The sequence below is a fragment of the Pseudomonas flexibilis genome, assembly GCF_000802425.1.
GTDB classification, from domain to species: domain Bacteria; phylum Pseudomonadota; class Gammaproteobacteria; order Pseudomonadales; family Pseudomonadaceae; genus Serpens; species Serpens flexibilis.
This window is the reverse complement of the sequence record NZ_JRUD01000027.1, coordinates 85,519-104,171: the sequence shown is the minus strand read 5'-3', so window position 1 is coordinate 104,171 and position 18,653 is coordinate 85,519. Positions and strand designations below refer to the sequence as shown.

General features: G+C 65.4%; 17 protein-coding genes. 12 read left to right on the top strand and 5 right to left on the bottom strand.

Features of this window, described 5'->3' with window-relative positions:
- Nucleotides 1-66: 66 nt before the first annotated feature.
- Both SF06_RS15925 and rpe read right to left on the bottom strand, forming a co-directional pair.
- Entirely contained in the window at nt 67-768 is a 702-nt protein-coding gene (locus SF06_RS15925; protein WP_027590643.1) for a phosphoglycolate phosphatase, read from the bottom strand.
- Nucleotides 765-1,439, bottom strand: coding sequence for a ribulose-phosphate 3-epimerase (rpe, locus tag SF06_RS15920; protein WP_039562630.1), 675 nt, complete (start codon nt 1,437-1,439; stop codon nt 765-767). The genes SF06_RS15925 and rpe overlap by 4 nt, the downstream gene beginning before the upstream one ends.
- 143 nt (nt 1,440-1,582) lie before the next feature.
- Between rpe and SF06_RS15915 the strand changes: the two genes are divergently transcribed.
- Complete coding sequence (locus tag SF06_RS15915) at nt 1,583-2,650, top strand: DUF3530 family protein (RefSeq protein ID WP_027590641.1); 1,068 nt, start codon at nt 1,583-1,585, stop codon at nt 2,648-2,650.
- A gap of 15 nt (nt 2,651-2,665) precedes the next feature.
- Here the strand turns inward: SF06_RS15915 and SF06_RS15910 are convergent, their stop codons facing one another.
- From SF06_RS15910 to SF06_RS15900, 3 genes are read right to left on the bottom strand one after another with little or no spacing between them, the layout of a single operon-like run.
- Nucleotides 2,666-3,454: a DnaJ domain-containing protein gene (locus SF06_RS15910; protein WP_027590640.1), complete on the bottom strand. Its 789-nt coding sequence runs from the start codon at nt 3,452-3,454 to the stop codon at nt 2,666-2,668.
- 2 nt (nt 3,455-3,456) lie between these two features.
- Complete coding sequence (gene murU / locus SF06_RS15905) at nt 3,457-4,128, bottom strand: N-acetylmuramate alpha-1-phosphate uridylyltransferase MurU (RefSeq protein ID WP_039562628.1); 672 nt, start codon at nt 4,126-4,128, stop codon at nt 3,457-3,459.
- On the bottom strand, nt 4,125-5,153 hold the full coding sequence (locus SF06_RS15900) for an aminoglycoside phosphotransferase family protein (RefSeq protein WP_039562626.1): 1,029 nt from the start codon (nt 5,151-5,153) through the stop codon (nt 4,125-4,127). Before SF06_RS15900 ends, murU begins: the two co-directional genes overlap by 4 nt.
- A gap of 129 nt (nt 5,154-5,282) precedes the next feature.
- On the opposite strand from SF06_RS15900, the gene SF06_RS15895 reads away from it, so the two are divergent.
- The 11 genes from SF06_RS15895 (at nt 5,283) to SF06_RS15845 (ending at nt 18,619) form a co-directional block, all read left to right on the top strand.
- Nucleotides 5,283-7,994: an LPS-assembly protein LptD gene (locus SF06_RS15895; protein WP_039562625.1), complete on the top strand. Its 2,712-nt coding sequence runs from the start codon at nt 5,283-5,285 to the stop codon at nt 7,992-7,994.
- A complete protein-coding gene (locus SF06_RS15890) occupies nt 7,975-9,273 on the top strand; it encodes a peptidylprolyl isomerase (protein ID WP_027590636.1) in 1,299 nt (432 codons plus the stop codon). The genes SF06_RS15895 and SF06_RS15890 overlap by 20 nt, the downstream gene beginning before the upstream one ends.
- A 152-nt stretch (nt 9,274-9,425) precedes the next feature.
- The gene (pdxA, locus tag SF06_RS15885; protein WP_039562622.1) at nt 9,426-10,418 is read left to right on the top strand and encodes a 4-hydroxythreonine-4-phosphate dehydrogenase PdxA; all 993 of its coding nucleotides are present in this window, start codon (nt 9,426-9,428) and stop codon (nt 10,416-10,418) included.
- 98 nt (nt 10,419-10,516) lie between these two features.
- Nucleotides 10,517-11,329 carry a 16S rRNA (adenine(1518)-N(6)/adenine(1519)-N(6))-dimethyltransferase RsmA gene (gene rsmA / locus SF06_RS15880; protein ID WP_027590634.1) on the top strand — a complete coding sequence of 271 codons (813 nt, stop codon included), beginning with the start codon at nt 10,517-10,519 and terminating at the stop codon, nt 11,327-11,329.
- Between the two features lie 29 nt (nt 11,330-11,358).
- A complete protein-coding gene (gene apaG / locus SF06_RS15875) occupies nt 11,359-11,736 on the top strand; it encodes a Co2+/Mg2+ efflux facilitator ApaG/CorD (RefSeq protein WP_039562620.1) in 378 nt (125 codons plus the stop codon).
- Nucleotides 11,736-12,671, top strand: coding sequence for a symmetrical bis(5'-nucleosyl)-tetraphosphatase (locus SF06_RS15870; RefSeq protein ID WP_081993456.1), 936 nt, complete (start codon nt 11,736-11,738; stop codon nt 12,669-12,671). The genes apaG and SF06_RS15870 overlap by 1 nt, the downstream gene beginning before the upstream one ends.
- Nucleotides 12,668-12,997, top strand: a complete 330-nt coding sequence (gene glpE, locus SF06_RS15865) for a thiosulfate sulfurtransferase GlpE (protein ID WP_039562619.1) — start codon at nt 12,668-12,670, stop codon at nt 12,995-12,997. The genes SF06_RS15870 and glpE overlap by 4 nt, the downstream gene beginning before the upstream one ends.
- Nucleotides 12,998-13,246: 249 nt before the next feature.
- Nucleotides 13,247-15,169: a PrkA family serine protein kinase gene (locus SF06_RS15860; RefSeq protein WP_039562618.1), complete on the top strand. Its 1,923-nt coding sequence runs from the start codon at nt 13,247-13,249 to the stop codon at nt 15,167-15,169.
- Between the two features lie 91 nt (nt 15,170-15,260).
- On the top strand, nt 15,261-16,532 hold the full coding sequence (locus tag SF06_RS15855; protein ID WP_039562617.1) for a YeaH/YhbH family protein: 1,272 nt from the start codon (nt 15,261-15,263) through the stop codon (nt 16,530-16,532).
- Entirely contained in the window at nt 16,532-18,085 is a 1,554-nt protein-coding gene (locus SF06_RS15850; protein ID WP_039562615.1) for a SpoVR family protein, read from the top strand. Before SF06_RS15855 ends, SF06_RS15850 begins: the two co-directional genes overlap by 1 nt.
- 36 nt (nt 18,086-18,121) lie before the next feature.
- Nucleotides 18,122-18,619, top strand: a complete 498-nt coding sequence (locus tag SF06_RS15845; protein ID WP_039562614.1) for a DUF4136 domain-containing protein — start codon at nt 18,122-18,124, stop codon at nt 18,617-18,619.
- Nucleotides 18,620-18,653: the final 34 nt, after the last annotated feature.

Below are 18,653 nucleotides of genomic sequence, written 5' to 3'. Positions count from 1 at the left end.
ATCCACTGTTTGCGGGTGACCACCACGATCTGATCTCTTCCAGGGGGTGATACGGTGCCGGCCACACTAGCGCAGCCCCGCAACGCTGGCAACAAGCAGGCGCAGATCGTCGAGAACCCGGTCGGGCATCTCCTCGGCGATGGGCCGGCCATGGTTGTAACCGTAGCTCAGGGCCACGCAGCGCACGCCGGCGGCACGTGCGGCCAGCACATCGTTGCGCGAGTCACCGATGAACAGAGAATCGGCGGGCGATACCCCGGCCTTGTCCATCACCCAGAACAGCGCGGCGGGATCGGGCTTCTGCACGGGCAGCGTGTCGCCGCCCACCGTCCAGCGAAAGTGCTGCGCCAGGCCCTTTTCTTCCAGCAGCGGAGCGACAAACCGGCTCGGCTTGTTGGTGATCACGGCCAGCGAGATGTCATGGGCGCTCAGCCATTCCAGGCATTCCGGCACGCCGGGGTAGACGCTGGTCAACGCATGGCTGCCGGCGTAGGCCTCGGTGAACAGCGCCAGCGCCGCCTCGGCCTCCTCGTCGGACACTCGAGTATGGTCCAGCTGCCCGGCCAGGGCGCGGCGCACCAGCACCGGCGCGCCATTGCCGACCCAATCACGCACCTTTTCGATGCCAGCCGGAGCCCGGCCCAGCTGGCGCAGCATGCTGTCCACGGCGGCGGTCAGGTCCGGCACGGAATCCACCAGCGTGCCGTCCAGGTCGAACATCACCAGGCGCGGCAGCCGGCCGCCGAACAGTGCTTCCAGCAGGGTCATCGCGCGACGTGCGCCAGCTCGGCGCGCATGGCGTCGATCACCGCCTTGTAGTCGGGCTGGTTGAAGATTGCCGAGCCGGCGACGAAGGTATCGGCGCCGGCCTCGGCGATGGCGCGGATGTTCTGTACGTTCACGCCGCCGTCGATCTCCAGGCGGATGTCGTGGCCGCTGGCATCGATCAGCGCCCGCGCCTCGCGCAGCTTGTCCAGGGTGCCGGGGATGAACTTCTGGCCGCCGAAGCCGGGGTTGACGCTCATCAGCAGGATCATGTCGACCTTGTCCATCACGTACTTCAGGCAGTCCAGCGGGGTGGCCGGGTTGAACACCAGGCCGGCCTTGGCGCCGCCGCTCTTGATCAGCTGCAGGGAGCGGTCGATGTGCTCGCTGGCTTCCGGGTGGAAGGTGATGTAGCTGGCGCCGGCCTCGAGGAAGTCGCCGATCAGGCGGTCGACCGGCTTGACCATCAGGTGCGCGTCGATGGGCGCGGTGATGCCGTACTTGCGCAGCGCACTGCAGACCATCGGGCCGATGGTCAGGTTGGGCACGTAGTGGTTGTCCATCACGTCGAAGTGCACGATGTCGGCGCCGGCGGCGAGCACCTTGTCCACCTCTTCGCCGAGGCGGGCGAAGTCGGCGGAGAGAATCGACGGAGCGATGGCGAAGGGTTGCATGGGACGGACCTCGGCAGGGCAATTCCGGAAAAGCGCGCATTGTACTCCCGCTGGCGGGCTTGCGCTGTCCGCCGACACCTTGCCTGACAAGCCGGCAATTGCCCTTTAGACTCCGTGCGTCTCCCCATCGCCGGTTCGTTGCCATGCTGCGCCACCCTGCCGCCCTGCTTTCTCCTCTGACCCTGGCTGTGCTGTTGCACGGCCTGCCAGCCCTGGCCGAGGACAACGCAGCCACCGCCCCTGAAGCCGCGCCTCTCAGCGTTGAGCCCGCGCCACGCAGCGTGCCGCCGCGCCCCATGCTGGACAGCCGCAGCGAGGCGCAGCAGCAGGCCTTGCAGCGCCAGTTGCCGGCGCGCCAGCAACTTACCCTCGACGGTGGCGCCGATCCGTTCCTGTCCCTGTGGCTGCCGGCCAACCAAGCGCAGCCCGCCGGGCTGGTGATCCTCCTGCCGGGCGAGGGCGAAACCGCAGACTGGCCCACCGCAATTGGTCCGCTGCGCCGCCAGTTGCCGGACCTCGGCTGGAGCACCCTGAGCCTGACCCTGCCGGACGGCCCGAACGCCGGTGTGAAAGCACGCAAGGGCAAGCCGGTGACCGTGATGCTGGAAGGTGTGGAAAAAGTGGAAGCACCCGAAGCGCTGGAAACGGAGGGCGAGCCGGCAGCCGAAACGGCCCGCGCCGAGCAGGAGGCAAGCACCCCGACCGTTGCCGCCGAATTCACTCCCGACACAGCCAGCGCCAGCGCGGCGCTGGACGACCTGGCCCCGGCGGAACCGGACCACGCCCAACGTGTGCAGGCACGCCTGCGCGCCGCACTGGAGTTTGCGCGCCAGCAGCAGCCGCGCACGCTGGTCCTGCTCGGCCACGGCACCGGCGCCTACTGGGCCGCGCGCTTCCTTCAGGAGCAGCAGCCGGGCGAGGTGGCGCAACTGGTGATTGTCTCCCCCCGCGAACCCGGGGACGCCAAGACAGGACTCGACGAGCTGCTGCCGCAGCTGCGCCTGGCGACCGCCGATTTCTACTACCGTGACCAGGCGCACCAGTCGACTGCCGCCCGTGAACGCCTGAACGCCGGCAAGCGCCAGCAGCATCCGGCCTATATGCAGGTCGGCTTGCAGAGCCTGCCGAGCGACGCTCGCGCCGAGCAGGAGCAGTTGGTACGCCGCGTGCGCGGCTGGCTGGAGCTGGACGCACGCTCGGCGCAGCGCTGAACCAGGGCAGACCGCTTAGAACCCGTGGCGCTCGCGCACCAGCGTGTAGGCGCTGTGCAGTTCGCGGGTCTTTTCGGTGGCCTGGCGCACCGCGTCGGAGCTGGCGCCGGCGCCGGCCAGCTTGTCCGGGTGGTACTGACTGAGCAGGCGACGGTAGGCGCGCTTGATCTCCCCGGACTCGGAGGTTTCCCGCACACCGAGCAGCTGCAGGGCTTCCTCGTAGGGGTTACGCGCGCGCGGCGCCACCGCCGATTCACGCGCCTTGCCGGGATTGTGCTGGCTGGCGGTCGGCTGCAGATCCAGCACCTCGCCCGGTGTGCAGCCGGCCCAGCGGCCCCAGAGCAGAATCAGATTGCGCTTGCGCTCGCTGATCTGCGGCTCGGCAGCCGCCAGCCGCCAGCAGCTGGAAAGCACACTGCGGACCTTTTCGGGCCGCTTGCGCAGCCGACGCAACGGCAACAACAGGCCGTCGTCGCCGGTCTTACCACGATTGAACGCTTCGATGGCGCGGCGCTGCTGCTCGGTGTCCAGGCTCAGGCGGCGCATTTCCGCACGGGTCTGGGCGATGTGCGCCTCCTGGACCCGCCCGTCGCTCTTCGCCAGGCGCCCAAGCAGGATGAACAGCAGGTCATTGTCATCCAGCTCGCCACCGCTCCAGCCCAGGCGCTGGATAAGGCCCTTCCAGGAGCGGATCTGCAGACGGCGATCCAGGCTATGGCCGAGCACGCCACCCAACAGCGCGCCGGGAATGCTCGCCAGCGCCAATCCGGCGGCTGCGCCCAACAGGGTGACAGGCCAACGCATGTTCAAGACTCTCCCGCCAGCAGGCGCTCCGCCTGCGCCAGACGCTCATGGGTGCCGACGTCGATCCAGCGCCCGGTGAAATGTTCCGCACTGGCCGCTCCCTCAGCCTGCGCGCGGCGCAGCAGCGGAGCCAGTTTGAAAGCTCCTTCCGGACTGCCCGCGAACAGCCGGGGATGCAGCACCGCGATACCACTGTAGGTCAGTCGCGCCACATCCTCCCGGTCCGCCACCAGCCGACCCGCGCGCCAGGCGAAATCCCCATCGGCATGATGCTCAGGGTTATCGACCAGAACCAGATGGACTGAAGCGACCTCAATGTCGCGCAGCCGGGCGAAATCGTAGTCGGTGAAGATGTCGCCGTTGACCACCACGAAAGGCTGGTCGCCGAGCAGCGGCAAGGCCTTGCGGATGCCGCCGCCGGTTTCCAGCGGCTCGCCTTCGGCGGAGTAGGCGATACGCACGCCAAAGCGCGCGCCATCACCCAGATACTCTTCGATCTGTGCGCCAAGCCAGGCATGGTTGATCACCAGCTCGCGGAAACCGGCGTGGGCCAGCGCCTCGATGTGGTACTCGATCAGCGGCTTGCCACCGACGCGCACCAGCGGCTTGGGGGTATGCAGGGTCAGCGGGCGCAGGCGTTCGCCCTTGCCGGCGGCCAGGATCATCGCCTTCATGCAGAACACCCAGCCGGTCGCCCCGACAGCTCTTCCAGCAGCTCGCGCAGTTCAGCAAGCTCCGGGCGCCGCGCCGTCACGGCATCGATATAGGCGAAGAAGCGCGGCACGTCGCCCAGGTACCTGGGCTTGCCATCGCGATGGCAGATGCGCGCGAAGATGCCGATCACCTTGAGGTGACGCTGCACGCCCATCAGGTCGCAGTCGCGCAGGAAATCCGCAAACCGTTCCGGCACCGCGATGCCGGCCGCACGCGCCCGCAGCCAGTAGCGCTCCAGCCAGGCATCCACGCGGTCCAGCGGCCAACTGAGGAAGGCGTCCTTGAACAGGCAGGTGATGTCGTAGCTGACCGGGCCGTAGACGGCGTCCTGGAAGTCCAGCACGCCGGGATTCGGCTCGCTGAGCATCAGGTTGCGCGGCATGTAATCGCGGTGCACCAGCACGCGCGGTTGCGCCAGGGCACTGTCGATCAGCACGCGGCAGCTGCGCTCCCAGGCCGCCTGCTGTGCAACACTCAGGCTCACCTGCAGCTCGCAGGCCAGGTACCAGTCGGGGAACAGCTGCAGCTCGCGGCGCAGCAGGGCTTCGTCATAGGCGGGCAGACCGGCATCCTGCGGCAGCTGCTGGAAGGCCAGCAGCGCGCGGACAGCGTCGTCGAACAGGCGATCCGCGTTCTGAGTGTCGATCACCTCCAGGTAAGTCTGGCGGCCCAGGTCATCGAGCACCAGGAAGCCCTCTTCGAGATCGCTGGCCAGCACGCGCGGCACATGCACACCGGCAGTGGCCAACAGGCCGGCTATCTTCACGAAGGGGCGGCAATCTTCCTGCGGCGGCGGCGCATCCATGAGGATCAAGGTGCGCTCACCACCCTGCCAGCGGAAATAGCGGCGGAAACTGGCGTCGCTACTGGCCGGGGTCAGCTCACCCGGAATCACGTCTCCCCAGCCCTGCGACGCGAACAGTGCAGGCAAAAGCCGGTCGAACCAGGCACTCAGCCGCTGGAGGCGGACATCGTGATCAATCATTCGGGAGTCTCCGACGGCGCTGGCCGTTGTGCAGGTCATGTTTTATCATCCAACGCCTTTTATCAGCCCATCGAGAAGCATGCGACAGCTCTTCGCAGGCCCATCGCGCAAAGCAGTCGGACCCGAAAGATGGCCGTAAGAATCTTCGCATTTCGCAGGAAATTTCCCTTGCTGGCCGGCGGTCTGCTGGCGCTGCAACCGCTGACGAACAGCTTCGGGGCGGAGGAACAATTCGATTGCCGAAGCGCCGAAGATGGCACCTGGGTCTGTGCCGCCGAGCCTGCTCCGGCCGACCTTCCGCCGCGGCCGGAGCATAGCAGTTCCGATGGCGCGTCGGCAGCTGCGCCAGCGCCGCAACGCGCGCCCTCCTCACGCCCGTCGTTCAACCCGCACCAGCATCTGGACTGGGTGCCACGTGACCAGCTGACGGCCGAACAGCAGGCCGAAATCGGCCCCTGGTGCCGGGGCGGCTATGTGGAGCCGGCGCGCCCGGGCATGGATGACCGCACCCCCGCCGACGAAGCCCCGACCTACGCCTCGGCGGACAGCTCCAGCTACGATCAGCGCAACGAACGCACCGTCCTGCAGGGCGATGTGGTGCTGCGCCAGGCCGGCCTGCAGGCCGAGGCACAGACCGCCACCCTCGACCAACAGACCGGCCAGGGCGAACTGGAGGGCCAGGTGCGCCTGCGCGACCGGGGCATGCTGGTGCTGGGCGATCGGGCCGAGCTGCAGCTCGACTCAGGCCAGGCCCGGGTGGACAACGCCGAGTACGTCATGCATCCCGCCCACGCACGGGGCACCGCGCTCTATGCCACCCGCGACGAAAACGCGGTAATCCGCCTGAAGGACGGCACCTACACCAGCTGCGAACCGGGCGAGAACACCTGGGAGCTCAGGGGCAACAACGTCACCCTCAACCCGGCCACCGGCTTCGGCACCGCCACGAACGTCACGTTGCGGGTCAAGGACATCCCGGTCTTCTACACGCCCTACATCTATTTCCCGATTGATGACCGGCGCCAGTCCGGCTTCCTGCCGCCGAGCCTCAGCAGCACGGACGATAGCGGCATCGCGCTGCAGACGCCCTACTACTTCAACCTGGCGCCGAACTACGACGCCACCCTGTATCCGCGCTACATGACCGAGCGCGGCCTGCAGATGGAAGGCGAGTTCCGCTACCTGACCCGCGACAGTCGCGGCCAGATGGGCGCCGCCTGGCTGGATGACGAAAACGACGACCGCCGCCTGCAGTCGGAGTACGAAGCCACCCGCTGGCTGTACAGCTGGCAACACACCAGCGACTTCACACCGCGCCTGCGTGGAGAGGTGGATTACACCACCATCAGCGATCCCTACTATTTTCAGGATCTGGATACCAATCTGGGAATCAGCACGCCGGACTACCTTAACCAGCGCGCCGGATTGAACTGGCGAGGTGACAGCTACACCGCAGCTCTGAACGTCCACGCCTTTGAGCGCACCTCGGTAGAGGACGTCACCCCATACGATCGTCTTCCGCAACTCACCCTGAACGGCCGTCTGCCGTTCAACCCGGGCGGATTGGCGCTCAACTATGAAACGGAATATGTGCAGTTCCAGCGCAGCCTGCGCAGCGGGAATTTCACGGCGGAAGACGGCAGCACATCGCCCTGGTACGACAATAACCTGACTGGACTGAAGCGCGCCGAAGGCTCCCGAATCCATCTTGAGCCAAGCCTCAGTCTGCCGCTGGAGTGGACCTGGGGCTTCCTCAAACCAACCGTCAAATACGCCCATACACAGTACGACCTGGACCTCGATCAGCGCGGCTTCGACACACTGCCCGCCGGAACGGCTTTCAACGACTCCCCAGACCGCGGCCTGCCTATCGCCAGCCTGGACGCCGGTCTGTTCTTCGACCGCGACACCCGTCTGTTCGGCCAGGATTTTCGCCAGACGCTCGAACCGCGCCTGTTCTACCTCTACGCCCCCTACGAGGAGCAGGATGAGATTCCGATCTTCGATACGGGCGAGACAACGTTCAGCTACTCCTCGCTGTGGCGCGACAACCGCTTTGCCGGCAAGGACCGCATCGGCGACGCCAACCAGTTGTCCCTTGGCCTGACCAACCGCTGGATCCAGCCCAACGGTTTCGAGCGCCAGCGCTTCTCCATAGGGCAGATTCTGTACTTCCAGGATCGCGAAGTGCAGATGCCGGATATCGACTACCGCACCCGCGACGACGCACAGGCGTCGGTATCGCCCTACGCCCTTGAGTACCAGTACCGCTTCAATCAGGACTGGCGACTGACGGCCAACTTCAACTGGGATCCGGACGTGCACCGCACGCGCTCGGGCAGCGCATTCTTCCATTACCAGCCCGCCGATAACCCCAACAAGATCTTTAACCTGGGTTATCGCTACAGCAACGAGACCACGCGTCTCGATCCCCTGACCGGGCGCTATGTGACCGACCCGGACTACGGCACCCCAGGACAGGACAATTACATCAAGGACTACTACAAGGTCAGCCAGCATGATTTCTCGGTGGTCTGGCCGATCGTCCCGCAATGGAGCCTGCTGGCCCGCTGGCAGTACGACTACGGGCGCGAACGCACGCTGGATGCCATCAGCGGCTTCGAATACGACAGCTGCTGCTGGAAACTGCGCATGGTCTACCGCCAGTGGATCGACCGCGACGAAACCAGCCTCAATCCGGCGCTGAACGAGGAAACCGATCACGGTTTCTTCGTGCAGATCATTCTCAAGGGGCTCGGCGGCGTGACCGGCAACAGGTTAGAGTCCTTCCTCGATCAAGGCATTCAAGGTTACCGAAGACGTGAAGAACAAGCTCGCTGACTGTCTGCGCCCGCTGCTGCTGGGTGCCCTGCTGTTCACCGCCGCCGCCGGCGCCGAGGTACGTCCGCTGGATCGTGTGGCCGCCATCGTGGACGGTGATGTCATCATGCAGAGTCAGCTTGAGGCCCGCCTGCGCGAAGTGCAGCAGACCATCGGCCGGCGCGGCGCGGCCCTGCCGCCCGAGCATGTGCTCACCCAGCAGGTGTTGGAACGCCTGATCATCGAGAACATCCAGCTGCAGATCGGCGAGCGCTCCGGCATTCGCATCGGCGATGCCGAGCTCAACGAGGCCATGGCCAGCATCGCCCAGCGCAACGGCCTGAGCCTGGACCAGTTCCGTGCTGCACTGGCGCGCGACGGGTTGTCCTATGAGGACGCTCGCGAGCAGGTGCGCCGCGAGATGATCATCAGCCGCGTACGCCAGCGCCGCGTCGCCGAGCGTATTCAGGTCAGCGACCAGGAAGTGAAGAACTTCCTCGCCTCCGATCTGGGCAAGCTGCAACTGTCCGAAGACCTGCGCCTGGCCAGTATCCTGATCCCGCTGCCTGAAGGCGCCTCCAGCAGCGCCATCCAGAACGCCGAGCGCCAGGCGCGCGAGATCCATGCCCAACTGCGCCGTGGCGCCGACTTTGCCCAGCTGGCCATTGCCCGCTCGGCCGACGAGAACGCCTTGGAAGGCGGCGAGATGGGTTGGCGCAAAGCTGCCCAGCTGCCCCCGCCGCTGGACGCCATGGTCTCCTCCCTGAAAGTCGGCGAAGTGACCCAGCCACTGCGTACGCCGGGCGGCTTCATTCTCATCAAGCTGCTGGAGCGCCGCGGCGGCGAAGGCGAGCAGATGCTGCGCCAGGAAACCCGTGTGCGCCACATCCTGATCAAGCCCAGCGAAATCCGCAGCCTGGAAGACAGCCAGCGCCTGGCGGAGCGTCTCTACCAGCGCATCCAGAATGGCGAGGATTTCGCCACCCTGGCACGCCAGTTCTCCGAAGACCCGGGCTCGGCCCTCAATGGCGGGGACCTCAACTGGGTCGACCCGAATGCGCTGGTGCCGGAATTCCGCAGCGTCATGGGCAACACCCCGGTGGGCCGTCTGTCGCGACCGTTCCGCAGCCCGTTCGGCTGGCACATCCTCGAAGTGCTGGACCGCCGCTCGGTGGACAGCAGCGACCAGTTCCGCGAGCAGCAGGCGCTCAACGCCTTGCGTGGCCGCAAGTATGACGAGGAACTGCAGACCTGGTTGCGGCAGATCCGCGACGAGGCGTATGTCGAGATCAAGATCTAGCTGCCAGGCCGTTTCACCTCTCCCCCGGCCCCTCTCCCCCGATCAGGGAGAGGGGATTCTGCAACAGCCTGGCTCCGTCGGTCAGCGCCCTCCACTGAGCCCTGACGTCAATCCAAGCCGGCCGGCATCCGCTGGCCTTACGGGTATCCATCATGTCCTGCCGCCTCTTTGCCCTCACCCCCGGCGAGCCCGCCGGCATCGGTCCCGACCTCTGCCTGCTGCTGTCCCGCGAGGCGCAGCCCCATGCCCTCGTGTCCATCGCCAGTCGTGAGCTGCTGCGCCAGCGGGCCGGCGAGCTGGGCCTGGAGATCACCCTGCTCGACGTCGGCCCGGGGCGCTGGCCGCAGGAACCGGCCCCGGCCGGCAGCCTGTATGTCTGGCACACGCCGTTGCAATCCCCGGCGCAGCCCGGCCGCCTCGACCCGGCCAACGCCGGCTATGTGCTGGAAACCCTGCGCCGCGCCGGTGAAGGCTGCGTGGCCGGGACCTTCGCCGGCATGATCACCGCGCCGGTGCACAAGGGCGTGATCAACGAAGGCGGCGTACCCTTCTCCGGGCACACCGAGTTTCTCGCCGAGCTGACCCACACCGAACAGGTGGTGATGATGCTCGCCACCGAAGGTCTGCGCGTCGCCCTGGTGACCACCCACCTGCCGCTCAAGGACGTGGCGGCGGCCATCACCCCCGAGCGCCTGACGCGCGTCACGCGCATCCTGCATGCGGACCTGCGCGACAAGTTCGGCATCGCCCGGCCACGCATCCTGGTCTGCGGCCTCAATCCGCACGCGGGCGAGGGCGGGCACCTGGGCCGCGAGGAGATCGAGGTCATCGAGCCGACCCTGGAGCAGCTGCGCCAGGAAGGCATGGATCTCGTGGGTCCGCTGCCGGCCGACACCCTGTTCACGCCCAAGCATCTGGAGCACTGCGACGCGGTGCTGGCCATGTATCACGACCAGGGCCTGCCGGTGCTCAAGTACAAGGGCTTCGGCGCAGCGGTGAATGTCACTCTGGGATTACCGATCATTCGCACCTCGGTGGATCACGGTACCGCCCTGGACCTGGCCGGCAGCGGACGCATCGATACCGGCAGCCTGCGCGTGGCATTGCACACCGCCTACCTGATGGCGGACAGCCGGCCATGCTGAAAACGCAGCGGCGCTCTGGCGCCGCTTTTCCGTCAGCCGATCTCACCTGTTAAACTGCGCCCCTTTCGCTTTGCGCAGTCAGCTTCCGGAACCCTGTCATGTCCGACTACCAACACCGCGCCCGCAAGCGCTTCGGCCAGAACTTCCTGCATGACATGGGGGTGATCGACCGCATCCTGCGCGCCATCCGCCCGCGTGCCGGCGAGCGGCTGGTGGAAATCGGCCCCGGCCAGGGCGCGCTGACCGAGGGCCTGTTGGACAGCGGCGCCAACCTGGAAGTGGTGGAGCTCGACCTGGACCTGATCCCGATCCTCAACAGCCGCTTCGCTGGCCGGCCGAATTTCCACATCAACCAGGGCGATGCGCTGAAGTTCGACTTCGCCACCCTCGCCGATGGCCCGCACAGCCTGCGTGTGGTCGGCAACCTGCCGTACAACATCTCCACTCCGCTGATCTTCCACCTGCTGGATCACGCCCATCTGATCCGCGACATGCATTTCATGCTGCAGAAGGAAGTGGTCGAGCGCCTGGCTGCCGAGCCGGGTGGCGGTGACTGGGGCCGCCTGTCGATCATGGTGCAGTACCACTGCCGCGTGGAGCATCTGTTCAATGTCGGCCCGGGCGCGTTCAATCCGGCGCCCAAGGTGGATTCGGCCATCGTTCGCCTGGTGCCCCACGAAACCCTGCCGCACCCGGCGCAGGATCCGCGCCAGCTCGACCGCGTGGTGCGCGCGGCCTTCAACATGCGCCGCAAGACCCTGCGCAATACCCTCAAGGGGTTGCTCAGCGCCGAGGACATCGAGGCGGCTGGCGTGGAGGGTTCGCTGCGCCCGGAACAACTGGATCTGGCCGCCTTCGTGCGCCTGGCCGACCGCCTGGCCCTGCAGGCGCCCCGCGACGAAACTTCCTAGTCCCGACCACAGGCAGATATCCCACGCGCATGACCGAAAGCCCTCGCATCGACATCCAGGTCGTCACCCGCTACCTCTCCGATCGCTCGCAACCGGAGTCGCAGCGCTATGCCTTCGCCTACACCATCACGCTGCACAACAGCGGTCAGATCGGCGCCCAGTTGCTGGGCCGCCACTGGATCATCACCGACGGCGACGGGCAGGTTCAGGAAGTGCGCGGCGAGGGTGTGGTCGGCCAGCAACCGCATCTGCAACCCGGCGAGAGCTACACCTATACCAGTGGCACCCTGCTGCACACCGAGGTGGGCAGCATGTATGGCAGCTATCAGATGCTCGCCGACGACGGTTCCCGTTTCGAAGCGCCGATCCCGCCCTTCCGTCTCGCTGTTCCCGGAGCGTTGCACTGATGGCCCTGTACGCCGTGGGCGACATCCAGGGCTGCCTGGAGCCCCTCAAGTGCCTGCTCGAACGGGTGGATTTCCAGCCCGCAAGGGATCACCTGTGGCTGGTTGGCGACCTGGTCAACCGCGGCCCGGACTCGCTGGGCACCCTGCGCTTTCTCTACGCCATGCGCGACTCGATCACTACGGTGCTGGGCAATCATGATCTGCACCTGCTGGCTGCCGCCTACAACATCGAGCGTCTGAAGAAGCACGACTCGCTGCGCGAAATCCTCGAGGCGCCCGATCGCGATGACCTGCTCGACTGGCTGCGCCGGCAGAAGCTGCTGCACTACGACGCCGAGCGCGACATAGCGCTGGTGCATGCCGGCATTCCCCCGCAGTGGACGCTGAAGAAGGCCCTGCTGCGCGCCGCCGAAGTGGAAGAAGTCCTGCGGGACGACAACCGCATCCGGGAATTCCTCGACGGCATGTACGGCAACGAGCCCGCTAGGTGGAGCAAGAATCTGCACGGCATCGAGCGCCTGCGGGTCATCACCAACTACTTCACGCGCATGCGCTTCTGCACCGCAGACGGCACGCTGGACCTGAAGAGCAAGGAAGGCTTGTCCAGCGCACCGGCGGGCTTCGCCCCCTGGTTCAGCCACCCCAAGCGCAAGGCCCGCGGGCAGAAGCTGATCTTCGGCCACTGGGCGGCACTCGAGGGGCGCTGCGATGAGCCCGGCCTGTATGCGCTGGATACCGGCTGCGTATGGGGCGGCGCCATGACCCTGCTCAACGTCGACAGCGGCGAACTGCACCACTGCGATTGCCAGAAGTCGAAGCGGGAAAGCCACGACGAGCCTTCTGCCTCGCCACCCCAGCCGGAACAGGGCGAGGGCACCTCCCTGCTCGCGACCGGCCTCAACCACCTGTCCCGCCTCTTCAGGAGCCGTCCATGACCGACACCTTCCAGCGCATCGCCCCCGAGCAGGCCCGTGAACTGCTGGAGCAGGGCGCGCAACTGGTCGACATCCGCGATGCACAGAGTTTCGCCAACGGGCACATCCCTGGCGCCCGCCACCTGGACAACCACTCGCTGCACGACTTCATCGCCCAGGCAGACTTCGACCAGCCGCTGATCGTCAACTGTTACCACGGTATCTCCAGCCAGAGCGCCGCGAACTACCTGGCCCACCAAGGCTTCAGCCAGGTGTACAGCCTGGACGGTGGCTTCGAGCACTGGCGCAGCCTCTATCCGCAGGCGGTGAGCCGCGGCAACGACTGAGCCCTGCCCCCTTCCGGCCGCCCTCCCGGGCGGCCACCCGCCGACCGCTTCGGACGGCCCGCCATTGACCGCCACGATTACGAACTATCCTTGCTCCCAGACCATCGAAAAATGGAAGAGCCGGTCCACCGGCTCCCGGCGTAAGCGACCTTAGGTTCTGGGGGATTTGACCTGACCGAGTCCTCGGCAGGCAGCCAGCACCCGCAAGAACGAGCCGCGCCGGCTCTATCAATCGAGCGAGGTGACGTCATGAGCATTTTCAGCCACTTCCAGCAGCGATTCGAAACGACTCGCGAGGAAGAATATTCCCTGCAGGAGTATCTGGACCTCTGCAAGCGCGACCCCAGCGCCTACGCCAGTGCTGCCGAGCGCCTGCTGCTGGCGATCGGCGAGCCCGAACTGGTCGATACCGCCAGCGACCCGCGCCTGTCGCGCATCTTCTCCAACAAGGTCATCCGCCGCTATCCGGCCTTCGCCGACTTTCACGGGATGGAAGAAAGCATCGAGCAGATCGTCTCGTTCTTCCGCCATGCTGCCCAGGGTTTGGAAGAGAAAAAGCAGATTCTCTACCTGCTGGGTCCGGTGGGCGGCGGCAAGTCCTCACTGGCCGAGAAGCTCAAGCAACTGATGGAAAAGGTGCCCTTCTATGCCATCAAGGGCTCGCCAGTGTTCGAATCGCCGCTGAGCCTGTTCAACGCCAGCGAGGATGGCGCCATCCTCGAAGAGGAATACAACATCCCGCGCCGTCTGCTGAGCAACATTATGTCGCCGTGGGCCACCAAGCGGCTGCAGGAATTCGGCGGCGACATCAGCCAGTTCCGGGTGGTCAAGCTGCACCCCTCGATCCTCAACCAGATCGCCATCGCCAAGACCGAGCCGGGCGACGAGAACAACCAGGACATCTCCTCGCTGGTCGGCAAGGTGGACATCCGCAAGCTGGAGGACTTCCCGCAGAACGACGCCGACGCCTACAGCTACTCCGGCGCCCTGTGCCGGGCCAACCAGGGGCTGATGGAGTTCGTCGAGATGTTCAAGGCCCCCATCAAGGTGCTGCACCCGCTGCTCACCGCCACCCAGGAAGGCAACTACAACAGCACCGAGGGACTCGGGGCGATTCCGTTCAACGGCATCATCCTCGCCCACTCCAACGAGTCGGAATGGCACAACTTCCGCAACAACAAGAACAACGAGGCGTTCATCGACCGTATCTACATCGTCAAGGTGCCCTACTGCCTGCGCGTCACCGACGAGATCAAGATCTACGACAAGCTGCTGGCCAGCAGCACGCTGTCGCGCGCCCACTGCGCCCCGGACACCCTGAAGATGCTCGCTCAGTTCTCGGTGCTGTCGCGCCTCAAGGAGCCGGAGAACTCCAACATCTATTCGAAGATGCGCGTGTACGACGGCGAGAACCTCAAGGACACCGATCCCAAGGCCAAGTCGATCCAGGAATACCGCGACGCCGCCGGCGTCGACGAGGGCATGACCGGCCTGTCCACCCGCTTCGCCTTCAAGATCCTCTCCAAGGTGTTCAACTTCGACCCGCACGAGATCGCCGCCAACCCGGTGCATCTGCTCTACGTGCTGGAACAGCAGATCGAACAGGAACAGTTCCCGCCGGAGGTGCGCGAGCGCTACCTGCGTTTCCTCAAGGAATACCTGGCGCCGCGCTACATCGAGTTCATCGGCAAGGAAATCCAGACCGCCTACCTGGAGTCCTACAGCGAGTACGGGCAGAACATCTTCGACCGCTACGTGCTGTACGCCGACTTCTGGATCCAGGACCAGGAGTACCGCGACCCGGAAACCGGCGAGATCCTCAACCGCATGGCCCTCAACGAGGAACTGGAGAAGATCGAGAAGCCCGCCGGCATCAGCAACCCGAAGGACTTCCGCAACGAGATCGTCAACTTCGTGCTACGCGCGCGCGCCAGCAACAACGGCAAGAACCCCAGCTGGCTGAGCTACGAGAAGCTGCGCGTAGTGATCGAGAAGAAGATGTTCTCCAACACCGAGGACCTCCTGCCGGTCATCAGCTTCAACGCCAAGGCCAGCAAGGAAGACCAGAAGAAGCACAACGACTTCGTGGTGCGCATGGTCGAGCGTGGCTATACCGAGAAACAGGTGCGCCTGCTGTCCGAATGGTATCTGCGGGTACGTAAATCGCAGTAACGCAGCTGACGCCTGAAGCTGGACGCCTGTGCGCACCGCAGCGCACTGCCAGCTTCCGGCCTGCAGCTTCCCGCTAGCCCGGAGCGCGTATATGAGCTACGTCATCGACCGCCGCCTGAACGGCAAGAACAAGAGCACGGTGAACCGCCAGCGGTTCCTGAGCCGTTACCGTGGCCATATCAAGAAAGCCGTCGAGGAAGCCGTCGGCCGGCGTTCCATTACCGACATGGAGCACGGCGAGCAGATCACCATCCCCGGCCGCGACATCGACGAACCCATCCTGCACCACGGCCGCGGCGGCCGGCAGACCAGCGTGCACCCGGGTAACAAGGAGTTCGTCGCCGGCGAGCGCATCCCCCGTCCGCAGGAGGGCGGCGGGGGCGGCGGCGGCCGGGGCCAGGCCGGCAACAGCGGCGAAGGCATGGACGACTTCGTGTTCCAGATCACTCAGGAGGAATTCCTCGATTTCATGTTCGAGGACCTGGAACTGCCCAACCTGGTCAAGCGCCACATCACCGGCGCCGACAGTTTCAAGACCGTGCGTGCCGGCATCAGCAACGAAGGCAACCCATCGCGCATCAACATCGTGCGTACCCTGCGCTCGGCCCATGCGCGGCGCATCGCGCTGTCCGGCAGCAGCCGCCTCAAGCTGCGCGCCGCGCGCGCGGAACTGGAGCGCCTGCGCCGCGAGGAGCCGGATAACTTCAGCGACATCCAGGCCACCGAGGCGCTGATCGAAAAACTGCGGGCGCGCATCGACCGCATTCCGTTCCTGGATACCTTCGACCTCAAGTACAACCTGCTGATCAAGCAGCCCAACCCGACCTCCAAGGCGGTGATGTTCTGCCTGATGGACGTCTCCGGGTCGATGACCCAGGCCACCAAGGACATCGCCAAGCGCTTCTTCATCCTGCTGTACCTGTTCCTCAAGCGCAGCTACGACAAGATCGAGGTGGTGTTCATCCGCCACCACACCAGCGCCAAGGAGGTCGACGAGGAGGAGTTCTTCTACTCCCGGGAAACCGGCGGCACCATCGTGTCCAGCGCCCTGAAACTGATGCAGGAGATCATGGCCGCCCGCTACCCGGTGCACGAATGGAACATCTATGGCGCCCAGGCCTCCGACGGCGACAACTGGAACGATGACTCGCCGCTGTGCCGCGAGCTGCTGGAAGAGAAGATCATGCCCTTCGTCCAGTACTTCACCTATGTGGAGATCACCCCCCGCGAACACCAGGCGCTCTGGTACGAGTACGAAACGGTGCATGAGGTGTACCCGGACAGCTTCGCCCAGCAGCAGCTGATCTCGGCCGCCGACATCTATCCGGTGTTCCGCGATCTCTTCCAGCGGAGGATGGCCTGATGGGCAGCAAGAAGCGCCAACCGCTTTCCACCGGCTCGGAATGGACCTTCGAGCTGATCCAGGCCTACGACAAGGAAATCGGCCGGCTCGCCGCCGGCTTCGGCCTGGACACTTACGCCAACCAGATCGAGGTGATCACCGCCGAGCAGATGATGGACGCCTACGCCTCGGTGGGCATGCCCATCGGCTACCACCACTGGTCCTACGGCAAGCATTTCCTGGCCACCGAGAAGGGCTACACGCGCGGGCAGATGGGCCTGGCCTACGAGATCGTCATCAACTCCGACCCGTGCATCGCCTACCTCATGGAAGAGAACACCATGTGCATGCAGGCCCTGGTGATCGCCCACGCCTGCTACGGCCACAACAGTTTCTTCAAGGGCAACTACCTGTTCCGCAGCTGGACCGACGCCAGCTCGATCATCGACTACCTGGTATTCGCCCGGCAGTACATCAGCGAGTGCGAGGAGCGCCACGGCATCAAGGCGGTGGAGGATCTGCTGGACTCCTGCCATGCGCTGATGAACTACGGCGTGGACCGCTACAAGCGCCCCTACCCGATCTCCGCCGAGGAGGAGCGGCTGCGCCAGAAGAGCCGCGAGGAACACCTGCAGAAGCAGATCAACGACCTGTGGCGCACCATTCCACGCGCCGCCGACAAGGGATCGCAGCGCGACGCCAACCAGCGCTTCCCGGTCGAACCGCAGGAAAACATCCTCTACTTCGTCGAAAAGCACGCGCCGCTGCTGGAGCCCTGGCAGCGCGAAGTGGTGCGCATCGTGCGCAAGATCGCCCAGTACTTCTACCCGCAGCGCCAGACCCAGGTGATGAACGAGGGCTGGGCCACCTTCTGGCACTACACGCTGATGAACGCGCTGTACGACGAGGGGCTGGTCACCGACGGCTTCATGATGGAGTTCCTGCAGAGCCACACCAATGTCATCTATCAGCCCGCCTTCGACAGCCCCTACTACAGCGGCATCAATCCCTACACGCTGGGCTTCGCCATCTACAGCGACCTGAGGCGCATCTGCGAGCACCCCACCGACGAGGATCGCCGCTGGTTCCCGGACATCGCCGGCGGCAACTGGCTGGAAACGGTCAAGTTCGCCATGGCCAATTTCAAGGATGAAAGCTTCATCCAGCAATTCCTCTCACCCAAGGTGATCCGCGATCTGCGTCTGTTCAGCGTGCTGGACGACGATCAGCAGGACGAGTTGCTGGTGCCGGCCATCCACGATGAGGCGGGCTACCGGGCGATTCGTGAACAGCTGGCCGCGCAGTACAACCTGGGCAACCGCGAACCGAACGTGCAGGTGTGGGACGTGGACCGACGGGGCGACCGCTCGCTGACGCTGCGTCACATCCAGCATGAACGCAAGCCGCTCGGCGATTCCACCCAGGAAGTGCTGAAGCATCTGCATCGTTTGTGGGGTTTCGATGTCCATCTAGAGACGGTGCGCGGCGACAAGGTCATCCAATCCCAGCACATGCCCCCGCAGGGGACCGGCGAGGAGTACCCGCATCTGGACCTTGCCCTGCCGCCGATCTGACCGGGCTCCGGCCGGAGCCCTCCCGAGGAGGCTCCCATGCGCCATACCGCCGTCCTCCTGCTCGGCATCGGCCTGTACGCCTGCAGCACGCCCGATCCCGCCCAGGTACAAATCCTCCACGACGCCAGCGACTTCGGTGCCCGACGCGAGTACCAGCTCATCGCACCCTATGCCGACATGCCCGGCGCCGAAGCCACACTGCTCGCCGAGTCGCTGCAGCGCAGCCTCGCCCGCCATGGCTATCGACAGGGCGGCAGCGATGCGCCGCTGCTCATCCAGTATCGATTGACCAGCGCCAGCCAGCCGCTGACCTACCCGGTCGATGTGCCACCACCCAGCCCGCTCGGCCCGTATCAGGTGATCCATCGCTTCGAGGACGTGCGCGGCCTGTTGCACCTGCGTGTGACCGATCGCAACGAACAGCTGCTCTGGGAGGGCGCCGCACGCACCGAGCTGAGTCCGGAGCGCCAGCGCCAGCAGCAGATCGACCGGGCCGTGGACGCTCTGGTGCAAAAGCTGCCGGTAGCGCGCTGAACCTCTGCCGGCCGCGCCTGTTATCCTGCGCGGC

Excerpts from the sequence above, each read along its gene's own strand:
- SF06_RS15845 (WP_039562614.1), top strand. The coding sequence starts at position 18,122 with ATGCGCCATACCGCCGTCCTCCTGCTCGGCATCGGCCTGTACGCCTGC.
- SF06_RS15850 (WP_039562615.1), top strand. The coding sequence starts at position 16,532 with ATGGGCAGCAAGAAGCGCCAACCGCTTTCCACCGGCTCGGAATGGACC.
- SF06_RS15855 (WP_039562617.1), top strand. The coding sequence starts at position 15,261 with ATGAGCTACGTCATCGACCGCCGCCTGAACGGCAAGAACAAGAGCACG.
- rsmA (WP_027590634.1), top strand. The coding sequence starts at position 10,517 with ATGTCCGACTACCAACACCGCGCCCGCAAGCGCTTCGGCCAGAACTTC.
- SF06_RS15895 (WP_039562625.1), top strand. The coding sequence starts at position 5,283 with ATGGCCGTAAGAATCTTCGCATTTCGCAGGAAATTTCCCTTGCTGGCC.
- apaG (WP_039562620.1), top strand. The coding sequence starts at position 11,359 with ATGACCGAAAGCCCTCGCATCGACATCCAGGTCGTCACCCGCTACCTC.
- SF06_RS15925 (WP_027590643.1), bottom strand. The coding sequence starts at position 768 with ATGACCCTGCTGGAAGCACTGTTCGGCGGCCGGCTGCCGCGCCTGGTG.
- SF06_RS15900 (WP_039562626.1), bottom strand. The coding sequence starts at position 5,153 with ATGATTGATCACGATGTCCGCCTCCAGCGGCTGAGTGCCTGGTTCGAC.
- glpE (WP_039562619.1), top strand. The coding sequence starts at position 12,668 with ATGACCGACACCTTCCAGCGCATCGCCCCCGAGCAGGCCCGTGAACTG.
- SF06_RS15910 (WP_027590640.1), bottom strand. The coding sequence starts at position 3,454 with ATGCGTTGGCCTGTCACCCTGTTGGGCGCAGCCGCCGGATTGGCGCTG.
- SF06_RS15860 (WP_039562618.1), top strand. The coding sequence starts at position 13,247 with ATGAGCATTTTCAGCCACTTCCAGCAGCGATTCGAAACGACTCGCGAG.
- SF06_RS15870 (WP_081993456.1), top strand. The coding sequence starts at position 11,736 with ATGGCCCTGTACGCCGTGGGCGACATCCAGGGCTGCCTGGAGCCCCTC.
- murU (WP_039562628.1), bottom strand. The coding sequence starts at position 4,128 with ATGAAGGCGATGATCCTGGCCGCCGGCAAGGGCGAACGCCTGCGCCCG.
- pdxA (WP_039562622.1), top strand. The coding sequence starts at position 9,426 with ATGTCCTGCCGCCTCTTTGCCCTCACCCCCGGCGAGCCCGCCGGCATC.
- SF06_RS15915 (WP_027590641.1), top strand. The coding sequence starts at position 1,583 with ATGCTGCGCCACCCTGCCGCCCTGCTTTCTCCTCTGACCCTGGCTGTG.
- rpe (WP_039562630.1), bottom strand. The coding sequence starts at position 1,439 with ATGCAACCCTTCGCCATCGCTCCGTCGATTCTCTCCGCCGACTTCGCC.